This is a genomic window from Pseudoalteromonas sp. N1230-9, from assembly GCF_032716425.1.
In the GTDB taxonomy this organism is placed as follows: Bacteria; Pseudomonadota; Gammaproteobacteria; order Enterobacterales; family Alteromonadaceae; genus Pseudoalteromonas.
On sequence record NZ_CP090419.1, the window covers coordinates 654,173 to 675,205 of the forward strand.

General features: G+C 40.3%; 21 protein-coding genes. All 21 read left to right on the forward strand.

The genetic code is table 11. From position 1 onward, the window contains the following. Positions 1–104: 104 nt before the first annotated feature. The 21 genes from LY624_RS03130 to LY624_RS03230 all read left to right on the forward strand — a co-directional run bounded on the left by LY624_RS03130 (position 105) and on the right by LY624_RS03230 (position 21,006). Positions 105–602 carry a DUF411 domain-containing protein gene (locus tag LY624_RS03130; protein ID WP_016708256.1) on the forward strand — a complete coding sequence of 166 codons (498 nt, stop codon included), beginning with the start codon at positions 105–107 and terminating at the stop codon, positions 600–602. Beyond that, the gene (locus tag LY624_RS03135) at positions 602–2,029 is read left to right on the forward strand and encodes a TolC family protein (RefSeq protein WP_075594015.1); all 1,428 of its coding nucleotides are present in this window, start codon (positions 602–604) and stop codon (positions 2,027–2,029) included. The genes LY624_RS03130 and LY624_RS03135 overlap by 1 nt, the downstream gene beginning before the upstream one ends. Then, the gene (locus LY624_RS03140) at positions 2,029–3,801 is read left to right on the forward strand and encodes an efflux RND transporter periplasmic adaptor subunit (protein ID WP_138625324.1); all 1,773 of its coding nucleotides are present in this window, start codon (positions 2,029–2,031) and stop codon (positions 3,799–3,801) included. Before LY624_RS03135 ends, LY624_RS03140 begins: the two co-directional genes overlap by 1 nt. Before the next feature lie 14 nt (positions 3,802–3,815). Further along, positions 3,816–6,980, forward strand: a complete 3,165-nt coding sequence (locus LY624_RS03145) for an efflux RND transporter permease subunit (RefSeq protein ID WP_341803863.1) — start codon at positions 3,816–3,818, stop codon at positions 6,978–6,980. Between the two features lie 88 nt (positions 6,981–7,068). Beyond that, the gene (locus LY624_RS03150) at positions 7,069–7,680 is read left to right on the forward strand and encodes a PepSY domain-containing protein (protein ID WP_226899251.1); all 612 of its coding nucleotides are present in this window, start codon (positions 7,069–7,071) and stop codon (positions 7,678–7,680) included. Beyond that, positions 7,680–9,512 carry a 2Fe-2S iron-sulfur cluster-binding protein gene (locus LY624_RS03155; protein ID WP_045979604.1) on the forward strand — a complete coding sequence of 611 codons (1,833 nt, stop codon included), beginning with the start codon at positions 7,680–7,682 and terminating at the stop codon, positions 9,510–9,512. Before LY624_RS03150 ends, LY624_RS03155 begins: the two co-directional genes overlap by 1 nt. 24 nt (positions 9,513–9,536) lie before the next feature. Beyond that, positions 9,537–9,884: a copper resistance CopC family protein gene (locus LY624_RS03160; protein ID WP_016708251.1), complete on the forward strand. Its 348-nt coding sequence runs from the start codon at positions 9,537–9,539 to the stop codon at positions 9,882–9,884. 18 nt (positions 9,885–9,902) lie between these two features. Then, complete coding sequence (locus tag LY624_RS03165; protein WP_045979603.1) at positions 9,903–10,790, forward strand: copper resistance D family protein; 888 nt, start codon at positions 9,903–9,905, stop codon at positions 10,788–10,790. 15 nt (positions 10,791–10,805) lie between these two features. Further along, positions 10,806–11,276, forward strand: a complete 471-nt coding sequence (locus LY624_RS03170) for a YybH family protein (protein ID WP_008467847.1) — start codon at positions 10,806–10,808, stop codon at positions 11,274–11,276. 27 nt (positions 11,277–11,303) lie between these two features. Beyond that, on the forward strand, positions 11,304–13,127 hold the full coding sequence (locus LY624_RS03175) for a copper resistance system multicopper oxidase (RefSeq protein WP_193522133.1): 1,824 nt from the start codon (positions 11,304–11,306) through the stop codon (positions 13,125–13,127). Continuing rightward, on the forward strand, positions 13,124–13,984 hold the full coding sequence (locus tag LY624_RS03180) for a copper resistance protein B (RefSeq protein ID WP_016708246.1): 861 nt from the start codon (positions 13,124–13,126) through the stop codon (positions 13,982–13,984). Before LY624_RS03175 ends, LY624_RS03180 begins: the two co-directional genes overlap by 4 nt. Before the next feature lie 645 nt (positions 13,985–14,629). Beyond that, entirely contained in the window at positions 14,630–15,052 is a 423-nt protein-coding gene (locus LY624_RS03185; RefSeq protein ID WP_004589264.1) for a hypothetical protein, read from the forward strand. Between the two features lie 306 nt (positions 15,053–15,358). Further along, a complete protein-coding gene (locus LY624_RS03190; protein WP_193522134.1) occupies positions 15,359–15,772 on the forward strand; it encodes a MerR family transcriptional regulator in 414 nt (137 codons plus the stop codon). Positions 15,773–15,873: 101 nt separating this feature from the next. Continuing rightward, on the forward strand, positions 15,874–18,117 hold the full coding sequence (locus LY624_RS03195; RefSeq protein WP_193522135.1) for a heavy metal translocating P-type ATPase: 2,244 nt from the start codon (positions 15,874–15,876) through the stop codon (positions 18,115–18,117). 11 nt (positions 18,118–18,128) lie between these two features. Further along, complete coding sequence (locus LY624_RS03200) at positions 18,129–18,482, forward strand: cupredoxin domain-containing protein (protein ID WP_138627005.1); 354 nt, start codon at positions 18,129–18,131, stop codon at positions 18,480–18,482. A gap of 4 nt (positions 18,483–18,486) precedes the next feature. Further along, on the forward strand, positions 18,487–18,834 hold the full coding sequence (locus LY624_RS03205; RefSeq protein WP_138627004.1) for a P-II family nitrogen regulator: 348 nt from the start codon (positions 18,487–18,489) through the stop codon (positions 18,832–18,834). Continuing rightward, a complete protein-coding gene (locus LY624_RS03210) occupies positions 18,824–19,159 on the forward strand; it encodes a DUF2933 domain-containing protein (RefSeq protein WP_063529849.1) in 336 nt (111 codons plus the stop codon). The genes LY624_RS03205 and LY624_RS03210 overlap by 11 nt, the downstream gene beginning before the upstream one ends. Then, positions 19,152–19,817: a methyltransferase family protein gene (locus LY624_RS03215; RefSeq protein WP_193522136.1), complete on the forward strand. Its 666-nt coding sequence runs from the start codon at positions 19,152–19,154 to the stop codon at positions 19,815–19,817. The genes LY624_RS03210 and LY624_RS03215 overlap by 8 nt, the downstream gene beginning before the upstream one ends. Next, entirely contained in the window at positions 19,801–20,223 is a 423-nt protein-coding gene (locus LY624_RS03220) for a hypothetical protein (protein ID WP_062566152.1), read from the forward strand. The genes LY624_RS03215 and LY624_RS03220 overlap by 17 nt, the downstream gene beginning before the upstream one ends. 10 nt (positions 20,224–20,233) lie before the next feature. Further along, on the forward strand, positions 20,234–20,605 hold the full coding sequence (locus LY624_RS03225) for a hypothetical protein (RefSeq protein ID WP_019677951.1): 372 nt from the start codon (positions 20,234–20,236) through the stop codon (positions 20,603–20,605). Positions 20,606–20,655: 50 nt separating this feature from the next. Next, on the forward strand, positions 20,656–21,006 hold the full coding sequence (locus LY624_RS03230) for a hypothetical protein (RefSeq protein WP_062566151.1): 351 nt from the start codon (positions 20,656–20,658) through the stop codon (positions 21,004–21,006). Positions 21,007–21,033 lie beyond the last annotated feature (27 nt).

Sequence of the window (21,033 nt, forward strand, 5' to 3'; positions counted from 1 at the left end):
AGGATTAGTGCGTCTAAATTTCGCGCACATGTAATTAATTTTTCTGTTAGTCAATATAGCGTCGTAGCGCTATAGCTATTTTCCAGCGATGTCTGGGGGCAAAAATGATCAATAAGTATTTAAAAATAGCAGTTGTAATGCTGCTTTCACCTGCGTTTGCAAACGCCAATGAACATAAGCATGCACACAATAACGACGTAACACCTCTGGAGTTAATCGTTTATAAAACCCCTACTTGTGGGTGTTGTAAAAAATGGATAACTCATATTGAAGACAAAGGGATCGTTGCGCATTCCAAAGATTTCCGAAACATCGGCAATATCAAAACTAAGTATGGTATTAAACCTAATTACCGTTCATGCCACACGGCAGTGAGTAGAAATGGATTTGCCTTTGAAGGCCATGTACCCGCTAAGTTTATTCAGCAGTTCTTGTCAGAAGAGCACCCCAATGCGATTGGATTATCTGTCCCAGCAATGCCTGTTGGCTCTCCGGGTATGGAAGTCGGCGACCGCTTTATGTCATATAACGTATTAATTTTATTTAAAGATGGAACGAGTAAAGTATATGCAGAAGTTAAGGCTTATGAGGAGCAATTCTAATGAGATTAAATGTTTCAAGCCTTACTCTACTTTCAACTTCGCTAATGCTCGGCTTGTCTGTATTCTCAGCTCAAGCTGAGAAAGTAGTGTCACTTGAACAAGCTATCACCTTGGCTCAGCAAAATGATCCTTGGCTTCATGGGAGTCGGTTAAAACAAAGCGCGGTTGAAAATAGAAGTATCGCTTCAGGTACTTTGCCTGACCCCAAAGTATCACTAGGGATAATGAATTTACCAACAGATACTTGGGACTTAGATCAGGAAGGAATGACTCAACTAAAGGTTGGTGTTTCTCAAATGTTTCCTAGAGGTGATAGTTTAAAGATTAAACAAGAGCAATTAAAAATTGAGTCAACGAAATTTCCACTGCTACGAGAGGATCGTAAGGCTAAACTGATAAGCCAAGTATCACAGTTATGGTTAGATGCTTACTTAGCCCAACAAACCATTAAATTGATTGAAGCGGATTGGGCGCTCTTTGAGCAGATGGCGGAAGTTACTAAAGCTAGCTACTCAAATGTTGTTGGTAAAACCAGACAACAAGATGTTATTCGTGCTCAATTGGAAATCGTGCAGTTAGATGACCGATTAACTTCGCAAAAGCAGAAACTAGAAACAACAATCGCTCGCCTTAATGAGTGGCTTCATATCTACGATGCTGCTGGCTTGAATGAATCATTCAACTTTGATACGCAACCATTAGAGTTTAGGGTTTCTAAAAAGTTGCCTACAATTCATTTGAACAATTCAACAGTCCTAAAAGCATCTAATTACTCAAGAAATCTATTGGCTCAGGAGCTTTCGAATCACCCAGCCATACTTGCAATTGATATAAAACGCAAAGCTTCAGAAAAAGCAGTTGAGTTAGCTAAACAGCAATATGAGCCGCAATGGGGTGTTAATGCTAGTTATGCCTATCGTGACAATATGCCCTCTGGTGATAGCCGAGCTGATTTATTTTCTGTTGGAGTAACGTTTGATTTACCCTTGTTCACCGAGAACAGACAAGATAAGCAAGTTGCAGCTTCTATTGCAGATTCAGAGACTATTAAAACCGAGAAACTATTACTGACAAAGCAAATGATCAGTATGGTGGAAAAGGAGCTTAGACAGCTTAAGCGTTTATCTGATAGGCAATCTATCTATCAAGAACAACTCCTTAAACAAACTCATGACCAAGCAGAAGCGTCATTGACAGCTTACACAAATGATGATGGCGATTTTGCCGAAGTTGTTCGAGCAAGAATCGCAGAATTAAATGCCAGAATATCAGCCTTAAGAATTGACGTTGACGCACTTAAAACAGTTGCTCGTATCAACTATTTCTTTGCGCATTCTCAATCTAACTCAAATGCTGAACATAAGTCGATGCAAACTTCACACAGAATGAATCAGCACTTATCCAATCAGCAATTTGGAGAAAAATAATGTCAACGAATACTAAAACACCAAATTTGAAACTAGTAGCCGCCATCATCATTGGGGCAGCACTAGGTGCTGGAGCATTAAGTTTATATCAAGGTACAGGTTCAAGCGGTAATGGCAATGAAGCTACATCAGCAGAGAAAAAACCGCTGTATTGGGTTGCACCGATGGATTCTAATTACCGCCGGGACAAGCCCGGTAAGTCGCCTATGGGTATGGATTTAATTCCTGTGTATGAGGAAGAATCATCTGGTGATGACTTTGGCCCCGGAGCCGTAAAAATCGCGCCTCATGTAGTGAATAATCTTGGGGTTCGCACTGCTCCTGTTGAGCTTAAAAATATGCATACTGAAATCTCAACCGTAGGTTACGTTCAATATGATGAAGATAAGCTAATTCACATCCATCCTCGTGTTGATGGTTGGATTGAAAAGCTCTACGTCAAAGCAGCAGGTAATCCTGTAGAGAAAGGGCAACCTCTTTACACGCTTTATTCTCCTCAGTTAGTTAACGCGCAAGAAGAGCTGTTGATAGCGTTAAAACGCAATAATAGTTCTTTAATTTCAGCAGCCAAAGATCGCCTTAAAGCGTTACAGCTTTCAGCAGACTTTGTTCAAAAGCTAGAAAAGACACGAAAGGTTCAGCAAACAATCACTTTTTACTCACCACAAGCAGGTGTTGTTGATGGTTTGAAGATTAGGGAAGGTTTTTATGTAAAACCGGGAAACACCTTATTAAGCATTGGTCAGTTAGATCAAGTTTGGGTTGAAGCAGAAGTGTTTGAACGTGATGCGGCTTTGATTAAAGAAGGATTGCCAGTATCAATGACTCTGGATTATTTACCGGGTGAGGACTGGGCTGGTGTTGTTGATTATGTCTATCCAACGTTGAACAGTAAAACTCGTACTCTTAGAGTGCGATTGAAATTCGACAACACAGATTACCAGCTAAAACCAAACATGTTTGCACAAGTCTCTATTCACGCTAATCAAGCTGATAGCACGATACTCGTACCTAAAGAAGCCGTCATTCGCACAGGTAAACAAGACAGAGTTGTACTTGCGTTGGGGGATGGGCAATTTAAGTCTATCGAAGTGACGATTGGCCGGGTTGATATCGACAGCATCGAAATATTAGACGGCTTAAATGAAGATGACGTTGTGGTGACATCAGCTCAGTTCTTGATTGATTCTGAATCAAGTAAAAGCTCTGACTTTAAACGAATGACTCATGATGAAGTGCCTAACTCTGTTTGGATGCAAGGTGATGTTAATAGTGTTATGGCAGGACACCGTATGGTTAATATTTCGCATGGCCCTGCTGAAGCTTGGGACTGGCCTGAGATGGTTATGGATTTTACTGTGGCTGAAAAAGTCGATATTGACTCATTAAAGTCTGGGCAATCTTTGCACTTTGAAGTGAGCAAAACCGAAGACGGTGGATATGAAGTTACTGGAATTCATATCATGAGTGAGCCTGCTGATATGAGTGAAGAAGTATCATCAGCAACAGTATCAGGTTTAATTAATGACATTAACATTGATATGCGAACATTGAATATTAGCCGAGGGCCAATAGAGAAATGGGATAGACCTGCTGCGACGATGGATTTTATCGTCGCGGACAATATAGAAATAGTTGATTTCAATGTTGGTGATAATGTCACTTTCACTTTTGAGGTTAGAGATGACTTAGTTATCACTGAAATCTCTCTTGAATCAGATGAACAACACGGCAAGGAAAATAAAGCTGCTGTTGATCATTCTAATCATTAAGTGGGAGAAAAATAATGATTGAATCAATTATTAGATGGTCTATCGGCAATCGTTTCTTTGTTTTGTTGATTACCTTAATTGTCGCGTTTGGTGGTTTGTACTCATTACAAAAAACGCCAGTAGATGCACTCCCAGATCTTTCTGATGTGCAGGTGATAATTAAGACGAGCTATCCGGGACAGGCACCACAAGTAGTGCAAGATCAAGTGACGTTTCCCCTTACTACAGCGATGTTGTCAGTACCGGGAGCGCAAACTGTTCGTGGTTACTCATTTTTTGGTGATTCCTACGTCTATATCATTTTTGATGATGATACTGATTTGTATTGGGCTAGAAGCAGAGTACTTGAATACTTAAGCCAAGTAGCATCAAGCCTGCCTGATTCGGCAAAACCTCAATTAGGACCTGATGCAACAGGTGTGGGTTGGGTATACATTTACGCTTTAACAGATAAGTCTGGAAACCATGATCTAAGCCAATTAAGAAGCATTCAAGACTGGTTCTTAAAGTATGAACTACAAACTGTTCCGGGCGTGTCCGAAGTTGCCGCCGTTGGTGGTATGGTTAAGCAGTATCAAGTGCAAGTAGATCCTGACAAATTGAGAGCTTACGATATTCCTCTAAGTTTAATACAAATAGCCTTACAAAAAGGGAACAAAGAAACTGGCGCATCCGTTGTGGAAATGGCTGAAGCTGAATATATGGTTACTGCTACGGGATATATTCAATCAGTTGCGGACATCGAAAAAATTCCACTTGGCATTAACGAGCAAGGCACGCCGTTGCGTATTGGTGATGTTGCCAACGTTAACCTTGGTCCTCAAATGCGCCGTGGTATCGCAGAACTTAATGGCGAAGGCGAAGTTGTTGGTGGTGTTGTCGTTATGCGCTTTGGTGAAAACGCTCAACAAACCATAAATGGGGTAAAAGAAAAGCTTGAGTCGCTCAAATCTTCTTTACCAGAGGGGGTGGAGGTTGTCCCTGTCTATGACAGATCGAAGTTAATAGATCGTGCTGTTGATAACCTTTGGAGCAAGTTGCTAGAGGAGCTTGCAGTCGTTGCTATTGTCTGTGTTGCTTTCCTATTTCATCTTCGCTCATCAATTGTGGCAGTTGTTACTCTACCATTAGGTATATTGGTGTCATTCATCATCATGTATATGCAAGGCATCAATGCCAATATTATGTCTTTAGGCGGTATCGCTATTGCTATTGGTGCGATGACTGATGGTGCAATAGTGATGATTGAAAATATGCATAAACATATGGAGAAAACACCACTAACAGATGAAAACCGTTGGCAAATTGTAGCTAAGGCTGCGAGTGAGGTAGGCCCTGCATTATTTTTTAGCTTGCTGATCATAACAGTCTCATTCTTACCTGTGTTTATCTTAGAAGCGCAAGAAGGAAGAATGTTTTCACCGCTCGCCTATACAAAAACCTATGCAATGGCTGCATCAGCAGGCTTGGCAATAACATTGGTTCCTGTTTTGATGGGCTACTTTATTCGAGGCAAAGTCGTCTCTGAAAAGAAAAACCCGTTAAACCGATTATTGATTGCTATCTACATGCCTGTTTTAAAGCGAGTCATGAGGTTTCCAAAATCGACAATAGTCGCAGCAGTATTAGTGACTATCGTTGGTTTTTGGCCTGTCGATAAAATTGGTAGTGAATTCATTCCGCCATTGGATGAAGGCGACCTTATGTATATGCCTACTACATATCCCGGCATTTCAATCGGTAAAGCAAGAGAGTTATTGCAGCAAACGGACAAGCTTATTCGCACTGTGCCAGAAGTTGAAAATGTATTTGGTAAAGTAGGACGAGCTGAAACCGCAACTGACCCTGCGCCTCTAACCATGATTGAAACCTTTATTCAATTGAAGCCACGGGAGGAGTGGCGAGAAGGCGTGACAACTGAGTCGTTAAAAGCTGAGTTTGATAAGTTGGTTAAATTTCCGGGCTTAACCAATGCTTGGGTCATGCCAATCAAGACCCGCATTGACATGTTAGCTACAGGTATAAAAACGCCTGTCGGTATTAAAGTCGCCGGACCAGAACTTGATGTAATTCAGGATATCGGCCAACAAATAGAACAACTCTTGCCAGAAGTGACAGGCACAGCGTCAGTTTACTCTGAACGAGTTGCAGGTGGACGATATATCAAGGTTGATATTTCACGAGATAAATCAAGTCGCTTTGGGTTAAATATCGAAGATGTCCAACAAGTAGTTTCTACTGCGATTGGCGGTATGAATGTGACACAAACGATAGAAGGTCAAGAGCGTTACCCTGTTAATCTGCGCTATCCGCAAGATTATCGAGATTCTCCTGAGCAGCTAGCACGATTACCTGTTGTAACACCAAGTGGTCAACGCATTGCACTAGGTGATGTTGCTGATATTCGAATAGAGAATGGCCCACCGGGTATTAAAAGTGAGAATGCCAGAATCAATGGTTGGACTTTCATTGATATTGATAGCGTTGATGTAGGTACTTATGTTGAAAATGCTAAAGAACACTTAGCAAATAACCTGACATTACCAGCAGGCTATTCAATTACTTGGGCTGGACAATACGAATATATGGAAAGAGCGAAAGAAAAGCTCACCTATGTATTGCCTTTAACACTCGCCATTATTGTTATTCTGCTTTACCTGAATTTCAGAGCGTTTAGTGAAGTGGCTATCATTATCGTTACCTTGCCGATGGCAATGATCGGTGGGTTATGGTTGATGTATCTAGAAGGGTTTAATTTCTCAGTAGCTGTTGGTGTGGGCTTTATCGCTCTAGCTGGTGTTGCGGTTGAGATTGGCGTGATAATGCTGGTTTATCTTAATCAAGCACTTGCTGAGCTTAAGGAAAAAGCGGTGGAGCGAGCAGAACTCATCTCAGATGATGCATATCAAGATGCATTATTGCACGGTGCTGGCTTACGAGTTCGTCCAGTAATGATGACGGTAGCTACAATCATTATAGGTTTAATGCCTATTTTATATGGTACTGGTACAGGTTCTGAGGTCATGAGCCGCATTGCTGCTCCTATGGTAGGCGGAATGACAAGTGCTGTGCTGCTCACGCTTATTGTACTCCCTGCAATTTACTCAATCATTAAAAAGCCTGAAGTAAATGCCTTTAACAAAGAGCTTTCTAACGTGGAGCCTGAGAATAATGCTTAGCACGGCTAGAAAATATCACAAATGGCTAATGGCATTTGTCGGAATACAATTCCTCTTCTGGTCTATTACAGGCGTGTATATGGTGACTATGGATATTCACTATATACACGGCGAAACCTTGGCTAAGAGTGAGGAAGCCAAAATAGATTTAGCAAGTATGGATTACTCCATTGTAAAGCTAGCTGCGGATTATCCTAAAGCTAGCCAAGTTACACTTACTCAAAGTATGGGCCGTCCTTTGTATTCTTTTATTAATGGAGAAAATGGAAAAGTAGCAATAGATGCTAAAACTGGAGCTGTTCAGGCCCTTGTAGATGAAACCAAGGCTAAAGAAATCGCACAATACCATTATGCGCTGAATCATCAAATCGACAGCATAAGGTTGATTAAGTCAGCGACAAACTTGCCTGCTGAGTTGTCCCCAAGGCATTTACCTGTTTGGAGAGTGACGTTTGAGCAATTCTCCACACCGACATTTTATATAAGTCAACAAACAGGATCACTTGTTGCCAAGCGTCATGATTACTGGCGATTGTTTGATTGGATGTGGCGGTTCCACATTATGGATTACTATGATGGAGAAAACGTATCAAACTGGTTTTTGTTCTTGGTCGCAACTCTAGGTCTAATGGGAGCAATTACTGGCGCAGTATTGACTTATTACCGAGTGCTTTCCCCAAATAAAAAGAGAGTCATTTGATGCGACTATTTAAGTTAAATACAACGATACACAAGTGGCTTTCTTTATTTGTTGGTTTACAACTGCTTATTTGGTTGGGAACGGGCCTTTACTTCAATTTGATGGATCACAGTAAAGCCAGTGGTAATGAACTTAGAGTTCATTCTCATCATGAAGGTAGCATTACAGGCTTTGACCTATTCCCTATTAAAGACATTACTAGTAATGCTCCGCAGGAAGTAAACCTTATATGGGTTTTACATCAGCCTTACTATCATTTTGTGTTCGATAAGGGGCAGCATAGCTATCAAGAGCGCCACTCAAAGCTATTTGATGCTGTAACAGGAAAGCCATTTAATTTGTCTGAAGAACAAGTACTAACTTTGGCAAAAAACTCCTACTCAGGACAGGGTAAGTTAACTACTCCAGTGTTATCTCAACCTCCGTTTTCTGATCACGTAAGGCAGCAAAATCCTATGTGGCAAGTTGCCGTTGAGGATGAGAACAATACAACTATTTATTTAGATAGTATTACAGGTCAAGTACTTCGCCATGCCAATGATGATTTCAGATTGAAAGATCTGATGATGAAGCTTCACTTTATGGACTATGGCAATTCTGGAGGATTTAACCATTGGTTGATCATTGCATTTGCTTTTGCAACGCTATTCCTTTCAATTACTGGTGTTACTTGGCTGATACAACAGTATAGAAGTGGTTTACTGAAGCTAGGTTGGGGCACTAACAGGCAAAAAGTGGCAGTGACGTTTTCCAATGAAAATACTATTACTGACATCTCAGCAGTTGGTCGCTCAACTGTATTAGAAGGGCTAGCTAGTTCACATGTATACCTTCCTTCAGGTTGCGGTGGTGGCGGTACTTGTGGCAAATGCGTGTTCTTAAGTTCAACTAAATTACCTATCACACTATCTGAACAGGAACATTTATCTCAGGAGCAACTTAAGGAAGGTTATCGGCTTGGATGTCAGCATAGGTTCTCTGAAATTAGTTCGATTGAAGTTAATACTGATCGCAATATTGAAAATCATGAGCTAGTTGTGGTTGCGACTAATTTCATTACTCCTTTTATCAAGGAAGTGAAATTTAAGCTGAAATCAGGCAAACAGTTGGCATTTAAAGCTGGTGCATATATGCAATTTGATGTGCCAGCAGGGATGAATAGCTTACGTCCAGATGATATGCCAGAGTGCTATGAAAAATACTGGGATAGCTACTATCATGGAAAATTTTCTCATAACGGTGTAACTCGCCACTACTCATTAGTTAACTTTGACGAGGAGTCTGATGAGTTAATGTTTAATATCCGTTGGCAGACCGCAAAGAATGGTTTTAAAGCAGGAATAGGTTCAAGTTATTTAGGTTCACTCCAAGTAGGTGAAACGATAACTGCAAGAGGCCCTTTTTCTGATTTTTATGCCACTTCAAATAAAAAAGTTAGTCGCGTGTTTATAGGTGCGGGTTCAGGACTTGCACCACTGAGGTCTATTATTTTTGAACAGTTGAAAAAGCATAAAGATAAAAGTGGTTTGACTCTTATCTATGGTGCGCGAACTGAAGATGACTTGCTATACCATAATGAATTGAAGTCACTGAGTGAGAAGCATAAAAACTTCTCTTATATTCCTACTCTTTCTAATCCTTCAGAAGAATGGCAAGGGCACTCAGGCTATGTTCAAAAAGTACTTCTGCCGTATATGAACCAAAAAGCAGAACTGCATTTGGCTGAGTTTTACTTGTGCGGTCCAGAAGCAATGATGAGTGAAGTGGAAAAAATAATTACAGATGCTGGGATTCCAAGTAATCAAATTTTCAAAGATAAATTTAGTCGTTAATCCATTAAATAAATAGAGGTATATATGAAAACATTAATTAAACTTTTAACCATAATCAGTGTTGTTTTTAGTAGTGCAGTATTTGCACATGTGCATCTTGAAAAAAGCGTGCCTGCTGATAATGCAATGCTAATGAATACTCCAGAAAAATTGACATTGGGATTTAGCAAAGAGGTACGTGTAGTTAAAGTTACGTTGAAAAATAAAAAAGGTGAAAATATTAAATTTGACTTTAAACCATCAAAAGAAGCTTCCAGAGAGTTTTCATGGGAACTACCTAAATTAGCTCCAACAAACTATATCGTTGATGTGACCTATTTAGGTAAAGATGGACATAAAATGAAAGATAGCTTCGGCTTTATGGTTCATTAGTAAGGCTGTGTGATTGATATGGAAATGTATATCTGGAATACAGTCATTGTACTGTCAAAAATTGTATTTTACGTCGGCTTTGCCTGTATTGCCGGCTATACATTTTTCAGACAAATTTTTGAGCATAATGAATCTCATAGTAATGCTGTAATAGCGAATTTAACGTGGACAAGAACTTATATAGTTATGGCTTTGATCGCTAATATTACTTGGTTCTTTGCCAGTACTGGTGCAATGGCAGAAGAGGGAATTCAGGGGGCGATAGACGCTGATATATTGGCTATTATGTGGGACTCCTCTGTCGGCACTGGAGCTTTGCTTCGAGCGCTTGGGCTAGTTACCGCAATAATCGCTTTAGCTTTAAGGTTCAAACTCGCTGTGAACTCGTACTTAAAACAAAGCGCTTTAATGTTGAGTTTATTAATCCTTGCATACTCATTCACGTTACTGGGTCATATTTCTGAGTTAGGCACAATTGAAAAAGGCTTGCTTATTTTGCATGTGCTCGTTATGGCATGGTGGTTTGGGGCGTTATTGCCACTAAAACAGGCTTGCCATCAGCTAAGTTATGCAGAACTTCATTTGCTGATGGAAAGCTTTGGCAAACAAGCAAGTTTTACATTGAGCCTATTGTTGGTAGCAGGCCTCTGGCTCGTGATTCAATTGGTCGGAAGTCTTGATGCACTAATAAGCTCAAGTTACGGACAAACACTGTTGTTTAAATTGGCCCTTGTAGTGTCTATTTTGGCACTTGCTGCTAAACATAAACTAATACTCGTTCCACAACTTAAAAATAGTCAAGGCAGAGAGGCTTTATCTAAATCTATCTCGATAGAAATGGTAGTAGCTTTTGCCATTTTATCTGTAACGGCTGGGCTTACTAGTGTTGTTGGCCCTGCAAATTAAAACCTAAAAGAGAGAATGAAAATGAAAACAATAAATATATTACTCGTTTTATTAATGACGTTTAGTTTCGCAGCAAACGCTCATGGTGATAAGAACAAAGACAAAGGTTTGTTTAAAGGTATAGATACCCCAGCCGCAAAAGTTGTTTTGGCATTTCATCAAGCACTTGAAACTGGCAATCAAAAACAGGCTAGAGCGCAGTTAGCGGATGATGTCACCATTTTCGAGGGAGGCCGCGTTGAAAGGAGCGCTGATGAATATGCTCATCATCATATGTTGTCGGATATGAAGTATTTAGCAGCGATGAAGAGCGACACACTTGAACATCAAGTGACGATACTTGGAAATACCGCTATCTCTGCGTCGCGCAGTCAAACTACAGGTACTCATAAAGGTGTTGAACGCGATTATCAAGGCATGGAAACGATGGTGCTGGAAAAACAAAATGGTGAATGGAAGATTAAGCACATTCATTGGTCACATTAATTTATTGTTCAAACAACGGAGAGTAAAATGAGAAATAACAATCCATTACATCAAGTTTCTACGCCACGTAGACGCTTTGTACAAGGATTAGCTGCTGGCGGTGTATTAGCTGCTTTTCCAAGTGTTCTTCATGCAGCTTCATCTTTGCTTGCTGGAACTTCAACAGGTACTGCGCCCGAACTAAGTGGGGAAGTCATAGATCTGGTGATAGATGAGTCACCAGTAAACTTCACAGGTGTTGTAAGAATGGCTACAACAATCAATGGCTCAATACCAGCTCCTACCTTGCGCCTCAGAGAAGGTGATGACGTTACTATCAGGGTAACGAATAAATTATCAGTGCCGAGTTCAATTCATTGGCATGGGATCATTCTTCCGTATCAAATGGATGGCGTACCGGGTATTAGCTTTAAAGGTATAATGCCGGGTGAAACCTTTGTTTATAAATTTAAGCTGCAACAAAGCGGCACATATTGGTATCACTCACACAGTGGTTTTCAAGAAATGACAGGTATGTACGGCGCATTAATTATTGAGCCAAGAGAAAAGGATATTATTAGTGCTGACAATGAGCATGTCATCCAATTGTCTGATTGGACTGATGATGACCCAATGGATTTGTTTCGCAAGTTAAAAGTACAGAGCGATGTATTTAACTTTAATCAACCTACTGTTCCAGAGTTTTTTGATGACATTTCAAATAGCAGCGTTTCAAATGCGCTACAACGCCGGGAAATGTGGAATAAAATGAGAATGAACCCTACAGATCTTGCAGACTTATCAGCATCTGCAATGACTTTTTTAATGAATGGTTGTGCGCCTTTGACAAATTGGCGTGGAATGTTTAAAGCTGGCGAAAAGGTTAGGCTTAGATTTATTAACGGTTCTAGCAATACGTTTTTTGATGTAAGAATACCTGAGCTGAAGTTAACAGTTGTACAAGCTGATGGACAAAATGTTGAACCTGTGACAGTAGATGAATTTAGATTTGGTCCCGGTGAAACTTATGATGTACTTGTCGAGCCAAAAAATGACGCATATACGATTTTTGCACAAAGCATGGATCGCTCAGGTTATGCTAAAGGTACTTTATCAATGGCACCTAACGTTGATGCACCAGTACCTTCTTTAGACCCCGTTGAGTGGTTAACGATGACAGATATGATGGGCAATATGACCCATGATAGTGTGCATTCTACAATGGCTGATACGGCAGGTATGTGGGGCATGAATTCTAATAAAATGGATCATAGTGCAATGGGTCATGGAGCGATGGCAATGGATCATAGTAAACATGGAATGACTAAAAACCCATTAGCTGTTGCTAGCACTAAAGTGCGTCATGCAAAAACAGAGTATGGAGCTTCTGTTGATATGCGTGTTGATATGCCTAGAACAAACCTTGATGATCCCGGTATAGGTTTACGTAAAAATGGACGCCGTGTTTTAACACTTGCAGATTTACATTCTCTTGAGGGAATTACAAGCCAGCAAGAGCCTGAGGCTGAAATTGAATTACATTTAACTGGAAACATGGAGCGTTATAGCTGGTCATTTGATGGCTTGGAATTTGGAAAAAGCACGCCAGTTCACATGAAGCATAATCAACGTTTAAGAGTTATTTTACAAAACGATACAATGATGACACATCCAATGCACCTGCATGGTATGTGGAGCGATTTGGAGAATGAAAAAGGTGATGTACAGGTTCGTCGCCATACTATCCCTGTACAACCAGCGCAAAGAATTAGTTTTTTAACAACACCTCATGACGTAGGTCGCTGGGCATGGCATTGCCATTTATTATTCCACATGGATGCAGGTATGTTTAGAGAGGTAGTTGTATCATGAGAAAATTAATACTAACCAATACGTTAAAACTATTATTAATAGGTTTGCCCCTTATAAGTGTATCTGTATCTGCAAAAGATGAGATGACTGAGATGGGTGATTCTAAAATGCAAGCACAAGGTGGAGATGCACCTAAAGATGCTAGAGACCCTCATGCTTATGCCGCAGGTACAACATTGACTGAAGGTCCTTATGCACTCAATAGCGACAAACGACTGACTTTGGCAGATGAGCATTCATTTTACGCGCTACTAGGGGATCGTCTTGAATATAATGAGCAAACAAACGCAGGTGTTTTTGACTTTCAGGCATGGTATGGCACTACTTTTGATAGATTAGTCATCAAAACTGAAGGAGATTTTAGCGAAGGTAATTTAGAGGAGAACCAAACAGATTTTCTATGGGGCCACGCAATATCTGCTTATTGGGATACACAAGTCGGTATTCGACTTGATTACAATAACGAAGGTGAAAACCGCAAATGGCTAGCTTTTGGTTTACAAGGTCTAGCCCCCTACTGGTTTGAAATTGATATGACTGCGTATTTAGGAGAGCAAGGTAATAGTGCATTTTCGATCGAAGCTGAGTATGAGCTATTACTTACTCAAAAGTTAATTGTTCAACCACGAGCAGAGTTGACGCTTTACGGTAAGGATGACGTCCAAAATAACCTTGGTAGTGGCTTGTCTAGCAGTGCTATTGGTTTTCGGGTTCGTTATGAGTTTACCCGCCAGTTTGCTCCCTATGTTGGCGTTGAGTGGACAAATAAATTTGGTAATACAGCCGACTTTGCGAAGTTAAATGGGCAAAGTACTCGTGATACTGCTTTTGTTGCAGGTATCAAGTTCTGGCTCTGATGTGAAGAAATACTATATTGACTTGATGAGAGCTACCGCAACTATATTGATGGTAGCTTTCGTTTTTTGGGATTTAAACCATTTTAGTTATGTTAGGAAAGGCCTAGCTAATAGTTTTTTTGGAAAGAACTAAGAGCAGTAATAGTAAGCTACTTCTTGTTTTCAGTCGGTGCCAGTCTGGTGTATACCTATCAAGGTGGAATATCAGCTAAGAAGTAAAGTTGGCGAATGGTTAAGGTTAAAGAGTCAAGGCAAAAAACATCGCCATTGAAAGACCTACAATAGGCCATTTTATCACTTTTGATGAACGGGAATTGGATGTGCCCGGGATAGAACCGATTGTTGCAAAGTACAGCGCTTAAAGCTGAACAATTGGAAAAATGATCCCTTACTCAATACCTAATTATGAGCGTAGGGTTTTTATTTCTTTTAATGGTGCTCATGCTTGGCTTCAATCTCATGAGTATAAATTAGACACCCCTTTTATACTTGTGAAGTTTAAGCTGTTTAAAAAAGTAAAAAGTAAAAAGTAAAAAGTAAAAAGTAAAAAGTAAAAAGTTTAGGTTTTAGTTCAAAGGTTGATCAAGATCATAAAATTATTTTTATAAAGTGGCTAATATTGTAGGTGCTAAAGAAGGAATGATAATGTTTGGACTTTTCAGGTGGTTTAAAATAGTAATAATAACTGTGTTGCTTACGCAGCATGGCTTTGCTATTGCTAAACCAATGAATTGTGAAGAGCATCATAATGGCTCATCCGACACGCATATTATACAACCAAGCAAAAATATGCATCATCAATCAATGATTGACAATAGTCACTATCACACTGAAAATTCGCAAGATTCTAAAAACCGTCATGGTGATGAAGACTGTGAAAAATGTAAAGCTGGTGATTGTGTTTGTTGTGAAGGCGGTTTTTGTACAAGCTTTCATTTAAATGCCTATCTTGTGGAAGCGCAAGACGAAGGTATTTGCAATATTCATTCTGAGCTAATTCTACAGCGTACACCCCTACCAAAATCTGGTATCCATCTCTTACTTTATCGTCCACCAATTATTGGCTAATCACAGGATCAGTGCGTCTTTTTTTCGCCACTCCCATCAAAAATAGAATGACTTATTCATTGATTTAAATAATCAATTGTTTTGAACGATTAGTACGATATTTGGAAAGGCATTATGAAAATGCTCAAGTTATTGCCATTTACAGTAATTAATACTGTCGATTTTGGCCGAGATTCCTCTTTTTACCAAAAATTAGTTTTTAGCTTTTGCATTATTAATCACGAATAATCACTTGACCTGTGTCTTAGACACAGGTCTAAGCTGTAGGTGAGATTACAAACTTAGGTGAAGAACTAAGGAGTGAACATGAAAGTTGCAGAGCTGGCAAAAAGCCTTGGAACGACTGCTGATACGGTGCGCTATTACTCGCGATTGGGATTGTTAAAACCTGCTAAGTCAGTGAACGGCTACAAGTCATACTCGAATAAAGAAGTATCGAGACTTAAATTCATTTTAAGTGCCAGAAACCTTGGTTTTTCTGTTGCAGATATCAAGCAAATTCTTAATGAATCTGAAGATGGTAAAAGTGCGTGCCCATTAGTCAGAAGCCTGATCAAAGAGAGGCTTGAAGAAACAGAAAAACAGTTTCAAGCAATGTTGGCACTTCGAGGAAAAATGTCTTCAGCTCTTTCTCAATGGGAAGAAATGGAAGACAAAGCGCCGACTGCAAACATGGTTTGTCATCTCATCGAAAACTTTGAGCAAATTAAAAAGGCATAGGAGGAAAAATGGTGACTACTAATACAAATATAGAAACCGAATCAGGCTGTTGCTGTCAGGCAAAAGCTCAATCCTCTTCGTGTAAAAGTAAGGAGAATACGTTGGAGAAAGTATCACATAACCAACAGCTCATCATTGAAGGAGCTGGGTGTGCTAGCTGTGTAGGCAAAATTGAAGGGGCGTTAAAGGCAACTCTTGGTGTAGTCAGTGCGGAAATGAATTTTGCTGATAGGACTGTAACAGTTTCTGGGACAGCTAAGACAGAAGAATTGATCAAAGCTGTTGAGTCTGTGGGGTATAACGCGAAGCCAATTGATGATAGCTCGGCAGCAGATGCGCTTGACGAGAAAGAAGCGGCTGATTGGGCATATTATAAAAAACTAATGCGCGATACGTTTATTGCCCTTTCACTCGGTGTTCCTTTGATGATCTACAGCATTGTGGTTGGAGAAATGACGGTTGAAACAAACCTTGAACGCATGTCTTGGCTGGTTGTAGGCATTTTAACTTTTGGTGTTATGTATTTTTCAGGTAAGCATTTTTATGTTGGCGCTTGGAAAAGCTTTAAAAACCACTCCGCTAATATGGACACTTTAATAGCTTTAGGAACAGGTACAGCTTGGGTGTATTCGATGGTTGTCGTGTTTGCACCTGACGCCGTTCCATTAATGGCACGGCATGTTTATTTTGAAGCTACCGCCATGATCATTGGCTTAATTGATTTAGGTCTGGCATTAGAAATAAAAGCCAGAGGTAAAACCTCTGAGGCCATTAAGCGTCTTATCGGCTTGCAGGCCAAAACGGCAACCGTAGTTCGTGATAGCAAAGAAGTTCAGATTGGTATTGAGCAGGTTTTACTTAACGATATTGTAAAGGTAAAACCGGGCGAAAAAATTCCCGTCGATGGTGTGGTATTGGAAGGGCACACCTCTATTGATGAGTCCATGCTGACAGGCGAGCCTATGCCTGTTGAAAAAGCCGAAGAAGATGAGGTTGTCGCTGGTACTTTGAACAAATCAGGCATGATTATGTTTAAAGCCACACGTGTTGGAAAAGACACGGCGCTTGCGCAAATCATCAATATGGTGAAACGAGCACAAAATTCTAAACCGCCGATTGGCCGCTTGGCTGATGTTATTTCAGCTTTTTTCGTTCCTGTTGTCATGATCATCTCTGTGTTAAGTGCGCTAGCATGGCTTAACTTTGGACCTGAGCCAGCAATTGCTTTTGCCATCGTATCAGCAACTACTGTACTCATTATTGCCTGCCCATGTGCTTTGGGCTTGGCAACGCCCATGTCTGTCATGGTCGGAGTAGGAAAGGCCGCAGAAGCAGGCGTGCTAATTCGCAACGGTGAAGCACTGCAAACCGCCTCTAAAATCACTGCCATGATTTTAGATAAAACGGGCACTATTACTGAAGGGGCACCTAAGGTAACCGATATTGTTTTAGCAAAAGCTACGGACGAAAAAGACGTACTACAGCTTGCTGCAAGTTTAGAGAGCGGCTCAGAGCACCCTTTAGCGCAAGCGATTGTTGAAAGTGCGTTAGATAAGGATATTGAGTTACTAAAAATTGAAGCGTTTAACGCCATTACGGGTTTTGGTGTAGAAGCAAACTGCAACAATAAAGCCCTGCTTTTCGGAAACGATAAACTAATGAAGTTAAAAGGCATAGACCTCACAGGCTTTGTTGAACAAGCGCAGTCTTTAGCCAAAGAAGCCAAAACACCTATGTACTTTGCTGTAGATGGTGAACTTGCAGCAATCATTGCTGTTGCAGATCCTATCAAGTCAGACTCAATCTCTGCTATCAAACGACTTCAGGCTAATGGTATACGCGTCATCATGTTAACGGGTGATAACAAGGAAACCGCTGCTGCTGTTGCCAAAAAAGCGGGTATTAGTGAGTTTCTTGCTGAAGTGCTGCCAGAAGATAAAGCCAACAAGGTGAAAGAGCTACAAGAAGGCGGCGAAATTGTTGGTATGACAGGAGATGGCATCAACGATGCTCCTGCGCTAGCGTTAGCCGATGTTGGCTTCGCCATAGGCACAGGGACTGATGTAGCTATCGAAAGTGCTGACATTACCCTAATGCGTGGTTCACTTCATGGCCTAGCTGATGCCATAGCGGTAAGCAAAGCTACTTTACGAAATATAAAACAAAACTTGTTTGGCGCGTTTGTCTATAACGTAGCCGGGATTCCTTTTGCTGCGGGGGTTCTATATCCCTTCTTTGGCATTCTGCTTAGCCCTGTAATTGCAGGTGCTGCAATGGCGTTTTCGTCATTGACTGTAGTGTCAAATGCAAATCGACTTCGCTTGTTTAAAGCAAAAGAGCATTAAGGAGAAACACGATGATGTTAATTAACTTATTAGGCTTAGTGTTAATCGCACTGATTGTTTGGTGGTTTTGGCTATACAAACCCAATAAAACAATTGTTCAAGGTAATGAAGTACTCATTGAAGTGAGGGATGGCGTGTATTCACCATCCTCAATCCAAGTGTCTGCTAGTCAACCTGTCACTCTGAAGTTTATGCGCAAAGATCAATCACCCTGCGCTGAAACAATGCTTATTCCATCATTGGAGGTAAGCGAGCAGCTTAAATTAAATGAAATTACTCAAATTACCTTATTGAACTTATCACCGGGAGAGCATGAGTTTCATTGTCAGATGCAAATGTATCGCGGTGTCTTAAAGGTTGTTTAGGAGGATGAAAAAAGTGACCGCCATTTTCGATGAAATGGTGTTAACACGAGTAGAAGAGGCACTACTTTCACATGGCTATAAAGGCTTTACCATTCATAAAGCAACGGGCAGAGGTGCATATGCTGATACTTACAACAGAAATCACTTATCAGCACATATAGTTATGACAATTTATGTTGCTTTTGATGATGCAGAACATGTTGCTAAAGTTTTGCTTGATGCAGCGTATACCAACGTTGAAGGAGAAGGACTAGTTAGTATCTCCCCTGTGGATAATCTCTTCTGGATAAATTCTAAGTCTGAAGCTTCAGCGGAAAATTTAAGGTCAATAGGAGGCCAATATGAAAAATGAGCACCCTAAATTTTGGTCAACACCCACGGGTTGGGCTGCATTGGTGCTTATTGCCGCAGCCACCTATTTTTTAATCTTTGAACATGGACAGCATGTACTGCAATTTCTTCCTTATTTGATTTTATTGCTATGCCCGTTGATGCACGTATTTATGCATGGCAGTCATGGCAAACATGGCCACGATCATTCACATGCGCCTGATGAGAAAAAGGAAGAGAGCTTTCAAGAACTCACGGATAAAAATGCTGCCTATCGTGACGGCTACATACAAGGTTTAGAAGAAGGACGTAAGGAATCACATAAAAAGGAGAACAGTGATGAATGAGACATATGATTATGGCTTATGGTCAATGGTGATACTGAACTCAGCAATTTTTATCTTTTTTGCCTTTAGTTTTGTCAAACCAAAAACATCTACTGATTGGCGAAGCCTTGGAGCGTTCTCCGCCTTTATTGTTGCCCTATTTACTGAAATGTATGGCTTTCCTTTAACTATCTATTTTCTGTCGGGGTGGCTGACGGAGACCTATCCAGAAGTAAATTTCTTTGCGCATGAGAATGGGCATTTATTACATACTTTCTTTGGATTTCAAGGTGATGCCCATTGGGACCCATTTCATATAGTGAGTATGGTGTTTATTGTTGCAGGTTTCTTTATGTTGTCTTCAGCATGGAATGTATTGCATCACGCGCAAAAGCATCATCAATTGGCTACAACTGGATGGTATGCAAGGTGTCGCCACCCACAGTATGTAGCTTTCATTCTAATCATGTTCGGCTTTTTATTGCAGTGGCCGACAATCCCAACACTTGCGATGTTTCCGATCTTAGTCGTTGTTTACGTCAAGCTAGCGAAACGCGAAGAAGCACAGGCGATTGCTGAATTTGGTTCGGAGTACCACAGGTATATGGAATCGACACCAAGTTGGATCCCAAGTTTTAATAAAAGTGTAGAAGGTAAAAATCATGAAAACGTTAACTAAATCAATTTTATTTATTAGTTCACTACTGATAACCACTAGCTCATTTGCCCAAAACAATGAGCATAAACATGAAGGTGCGAACAAAGCTGATATGCATCAAGGCATGACAATACCACATGAGAACATGGGAGAAATGCATAAAAAAATGATGGAAATGAAAAAGGAAGTCCATGCCATTAAAACTGAAAAAGATCCTGACAAGCAACAGCAGATGATGGTTGAACATCACCGTTCAATGATGAAGATGATGCAATCCATGCACAAAAATATGGAAGAAATGCCAATGCATCAACAAATCAAGATGACTGAACATCATTTAGAAATGATGGAGAACATGATGCCGCAGATGAACCGGAAAATGGAAGAAATGAAAGATAGCAATCAACAGCATTCACACAAACATTAGGAGAAAAATTATGAGCGATTTAGATCATAGAGTTGGCGTTAGAGAGCAAAATTTAGTTGTTCGAAATCTAAAGCTTAGCAATGTCACAGAAGAAAGCTGTGACGAGTTAGTAAAAGAAATAGATCAGCTTTTTGGTATAGATGAAGTTAGTTACAACATCAAAGAAGGTGAAATACACCTTGCCTATGATGCCGCAAACGTAAGCCTTGATGGGATTGAGGAGGTAATCCGTAAGTATGGCGCAGATGTTCATGATGATTGGTGGACACATACTAAAGAAAGTTACTATAAATTTGTTGATCAGAACATCAAAGATAACTCTGTTCATAAGCCTTGGAGTTGTCATCAAGCACCTTCGGGGGCTGGCCGGAAAAACAAATGAATTCATAAAAAAGTGTATAGATAATTAGTTAGTCAAATGAGGTAACAGTGATGAAAACACCCTATATAAAAGCTCTTTTATTGCTTACATTCGGTTTATATTTAGTGGGTTGTTCTAATACCACTTTTTATCATAAATACATGATGAGAGGTCAGGTAGTAGAAAGTTCTGATAATCGAACTCTAATCTGTATTGGTGCTAAGCATGGCGCAGAGGTTGGGCAAAAATACAGTGTTATTAGATTCCATGAAAGAATAGTATTGAGTGAAGGTGACGATCCCTACACTATCGAAAAGGTAGGAACGGTACAAATTACTAAAATTGTGAATGATCATTTCGCAACTGTAAAGCTAGTGTCTGGTGACATTGCAGCGAAAGATATGGTGGAACTTGAAAACTAATAAAGTGGTGGCGAAAGCCACCACAAG

Coding starts and splice junctions, on each gene's coding strand:
- LY624_RS03130 (WP_016708256.1), top strand. CDS start 105: ATGATCAATAAGTATTTAAAAATAGCAGTTGTAATGCTGCTTTCACCT.
- LY624_RS03135 (WP_075594015.1), top strand. CDS start 602: ATGAGATTAAATGTTTCAAGCCTTACTCTACTTTCAACTTCGCTAATG.
- LY624_RS03140 (WP_138625324.1), top strand. CDS start 2,029: ATGTCAACGAATACTAAAACACCAAATTTGAAACTAGTAGCCGCCATC.
- LY624_RS03145 (WP_341803863.1), top strand. CDS start 3,816: ATGATTGAATCAATTATTAGATGGTCTATCGGCAATCGTTTCTTTGTT.
- LY624_RS03150 (WP_226899251.1), top strand. CDS start 7,069: ATGGATATTCACTATATACACGGCGAAACCTTGGCTAAGAGTGAGGAA.
- LY624_RS03155 (WP_045979604.1), top strand. CDS start 7,680: ATGCGACTATTTAAGTTAAATACAACGATACACAAGTGGCTTTCTTTA.
- LY624_RS03160 (WP_016708251.1), top strand. CDS start 9,537: ATGAAAACATTAATTAAACTTTTAACCATAATCAGTGTTGTTTTTAGT.
- LY624_RS03165 (WP_045979603.1), top strand. CDS start 9,903: ATGGAAATGTATATCTGGAATACAGTCATTGTACTGTCAAAAATTGTA.
- LY624_RS03170 (WP_008467847.1), top strand. CDS start 10,806: ATGAAAATGAAAACAATAAATATATTACTCGTTTTATTAATGACGTTT.
- LY624_RS03175 (WP_193522133.1), top strand. CDS start 11,304: ATGAGAAATAACAATCCATTACATCAAGTTTCTACGCCACGTAGACGC.
- LY624_RS03180 (WP_016708246.1), top strand. CDS start 13,124: ATGAGAAAATTAATACTAACCAATACGTTAAAACTATTATTAATAGGT.
- LY624_RS03185 (WP_004589264.1), top strand. CDS start 14,630: ATGTTTGGACTTTTCAGGTGGTTTAAAATAGTAATAATAACTGTGTTG.
- LY624_RS03190 (WP_193522134.1), top strand. CDS start 15,359: ATGAAAGTTGCAGAGCTGGCAAAAAGCCTTGGAACGACTGCTGATACG.
- LY624_RS03200 (WP_138627005.1), top strand. CDS start 18,129: ATGATGTTAATTAACTTATTAGGCTTAGTGTTAATCGCACTGATTGTT.
- LY624_RS03205 (WP_138627004.1), top strand. CDS start 18,487: ATGAAAAAAGTGACCGCCATTTTCGATGAAATGGTGTTAACACGAGTA.
- LY624_RS03210 (WP_063529849.1), top strand. CDS start 18,824: ATGAAAAATGAGCACCCTAAATTTTGGTCAACACCCACGGGTTGGGCT.
- LY624_RS03215 (WP_193522136.1), top strand. CDS start 19,152: ATGAATGAGACATATGATTATGGCTTATGGTCAATGGTGATACTGAAC.
- LY624_RS03220 (WP_062566152.1), top strand. CDS start 19,801: ATGAAAACGTTAACTAAATCAATTTTATTTATTAGTTCACTACTGATA.
- LY624_RS03225 (WP_019677951.1), top strand. CDS start 20,234: ATGAGCGATTTAGATCATAGAGTTGGCGTTAGAGAGCAAAATTTAGTT.
- LY624_RS03230 (WP_062566151.1), top strand. CDS start 20,656: ATGAAAACACCCTATATAAAAGCTCTTTTATTGCTTACATTCGGTTTA.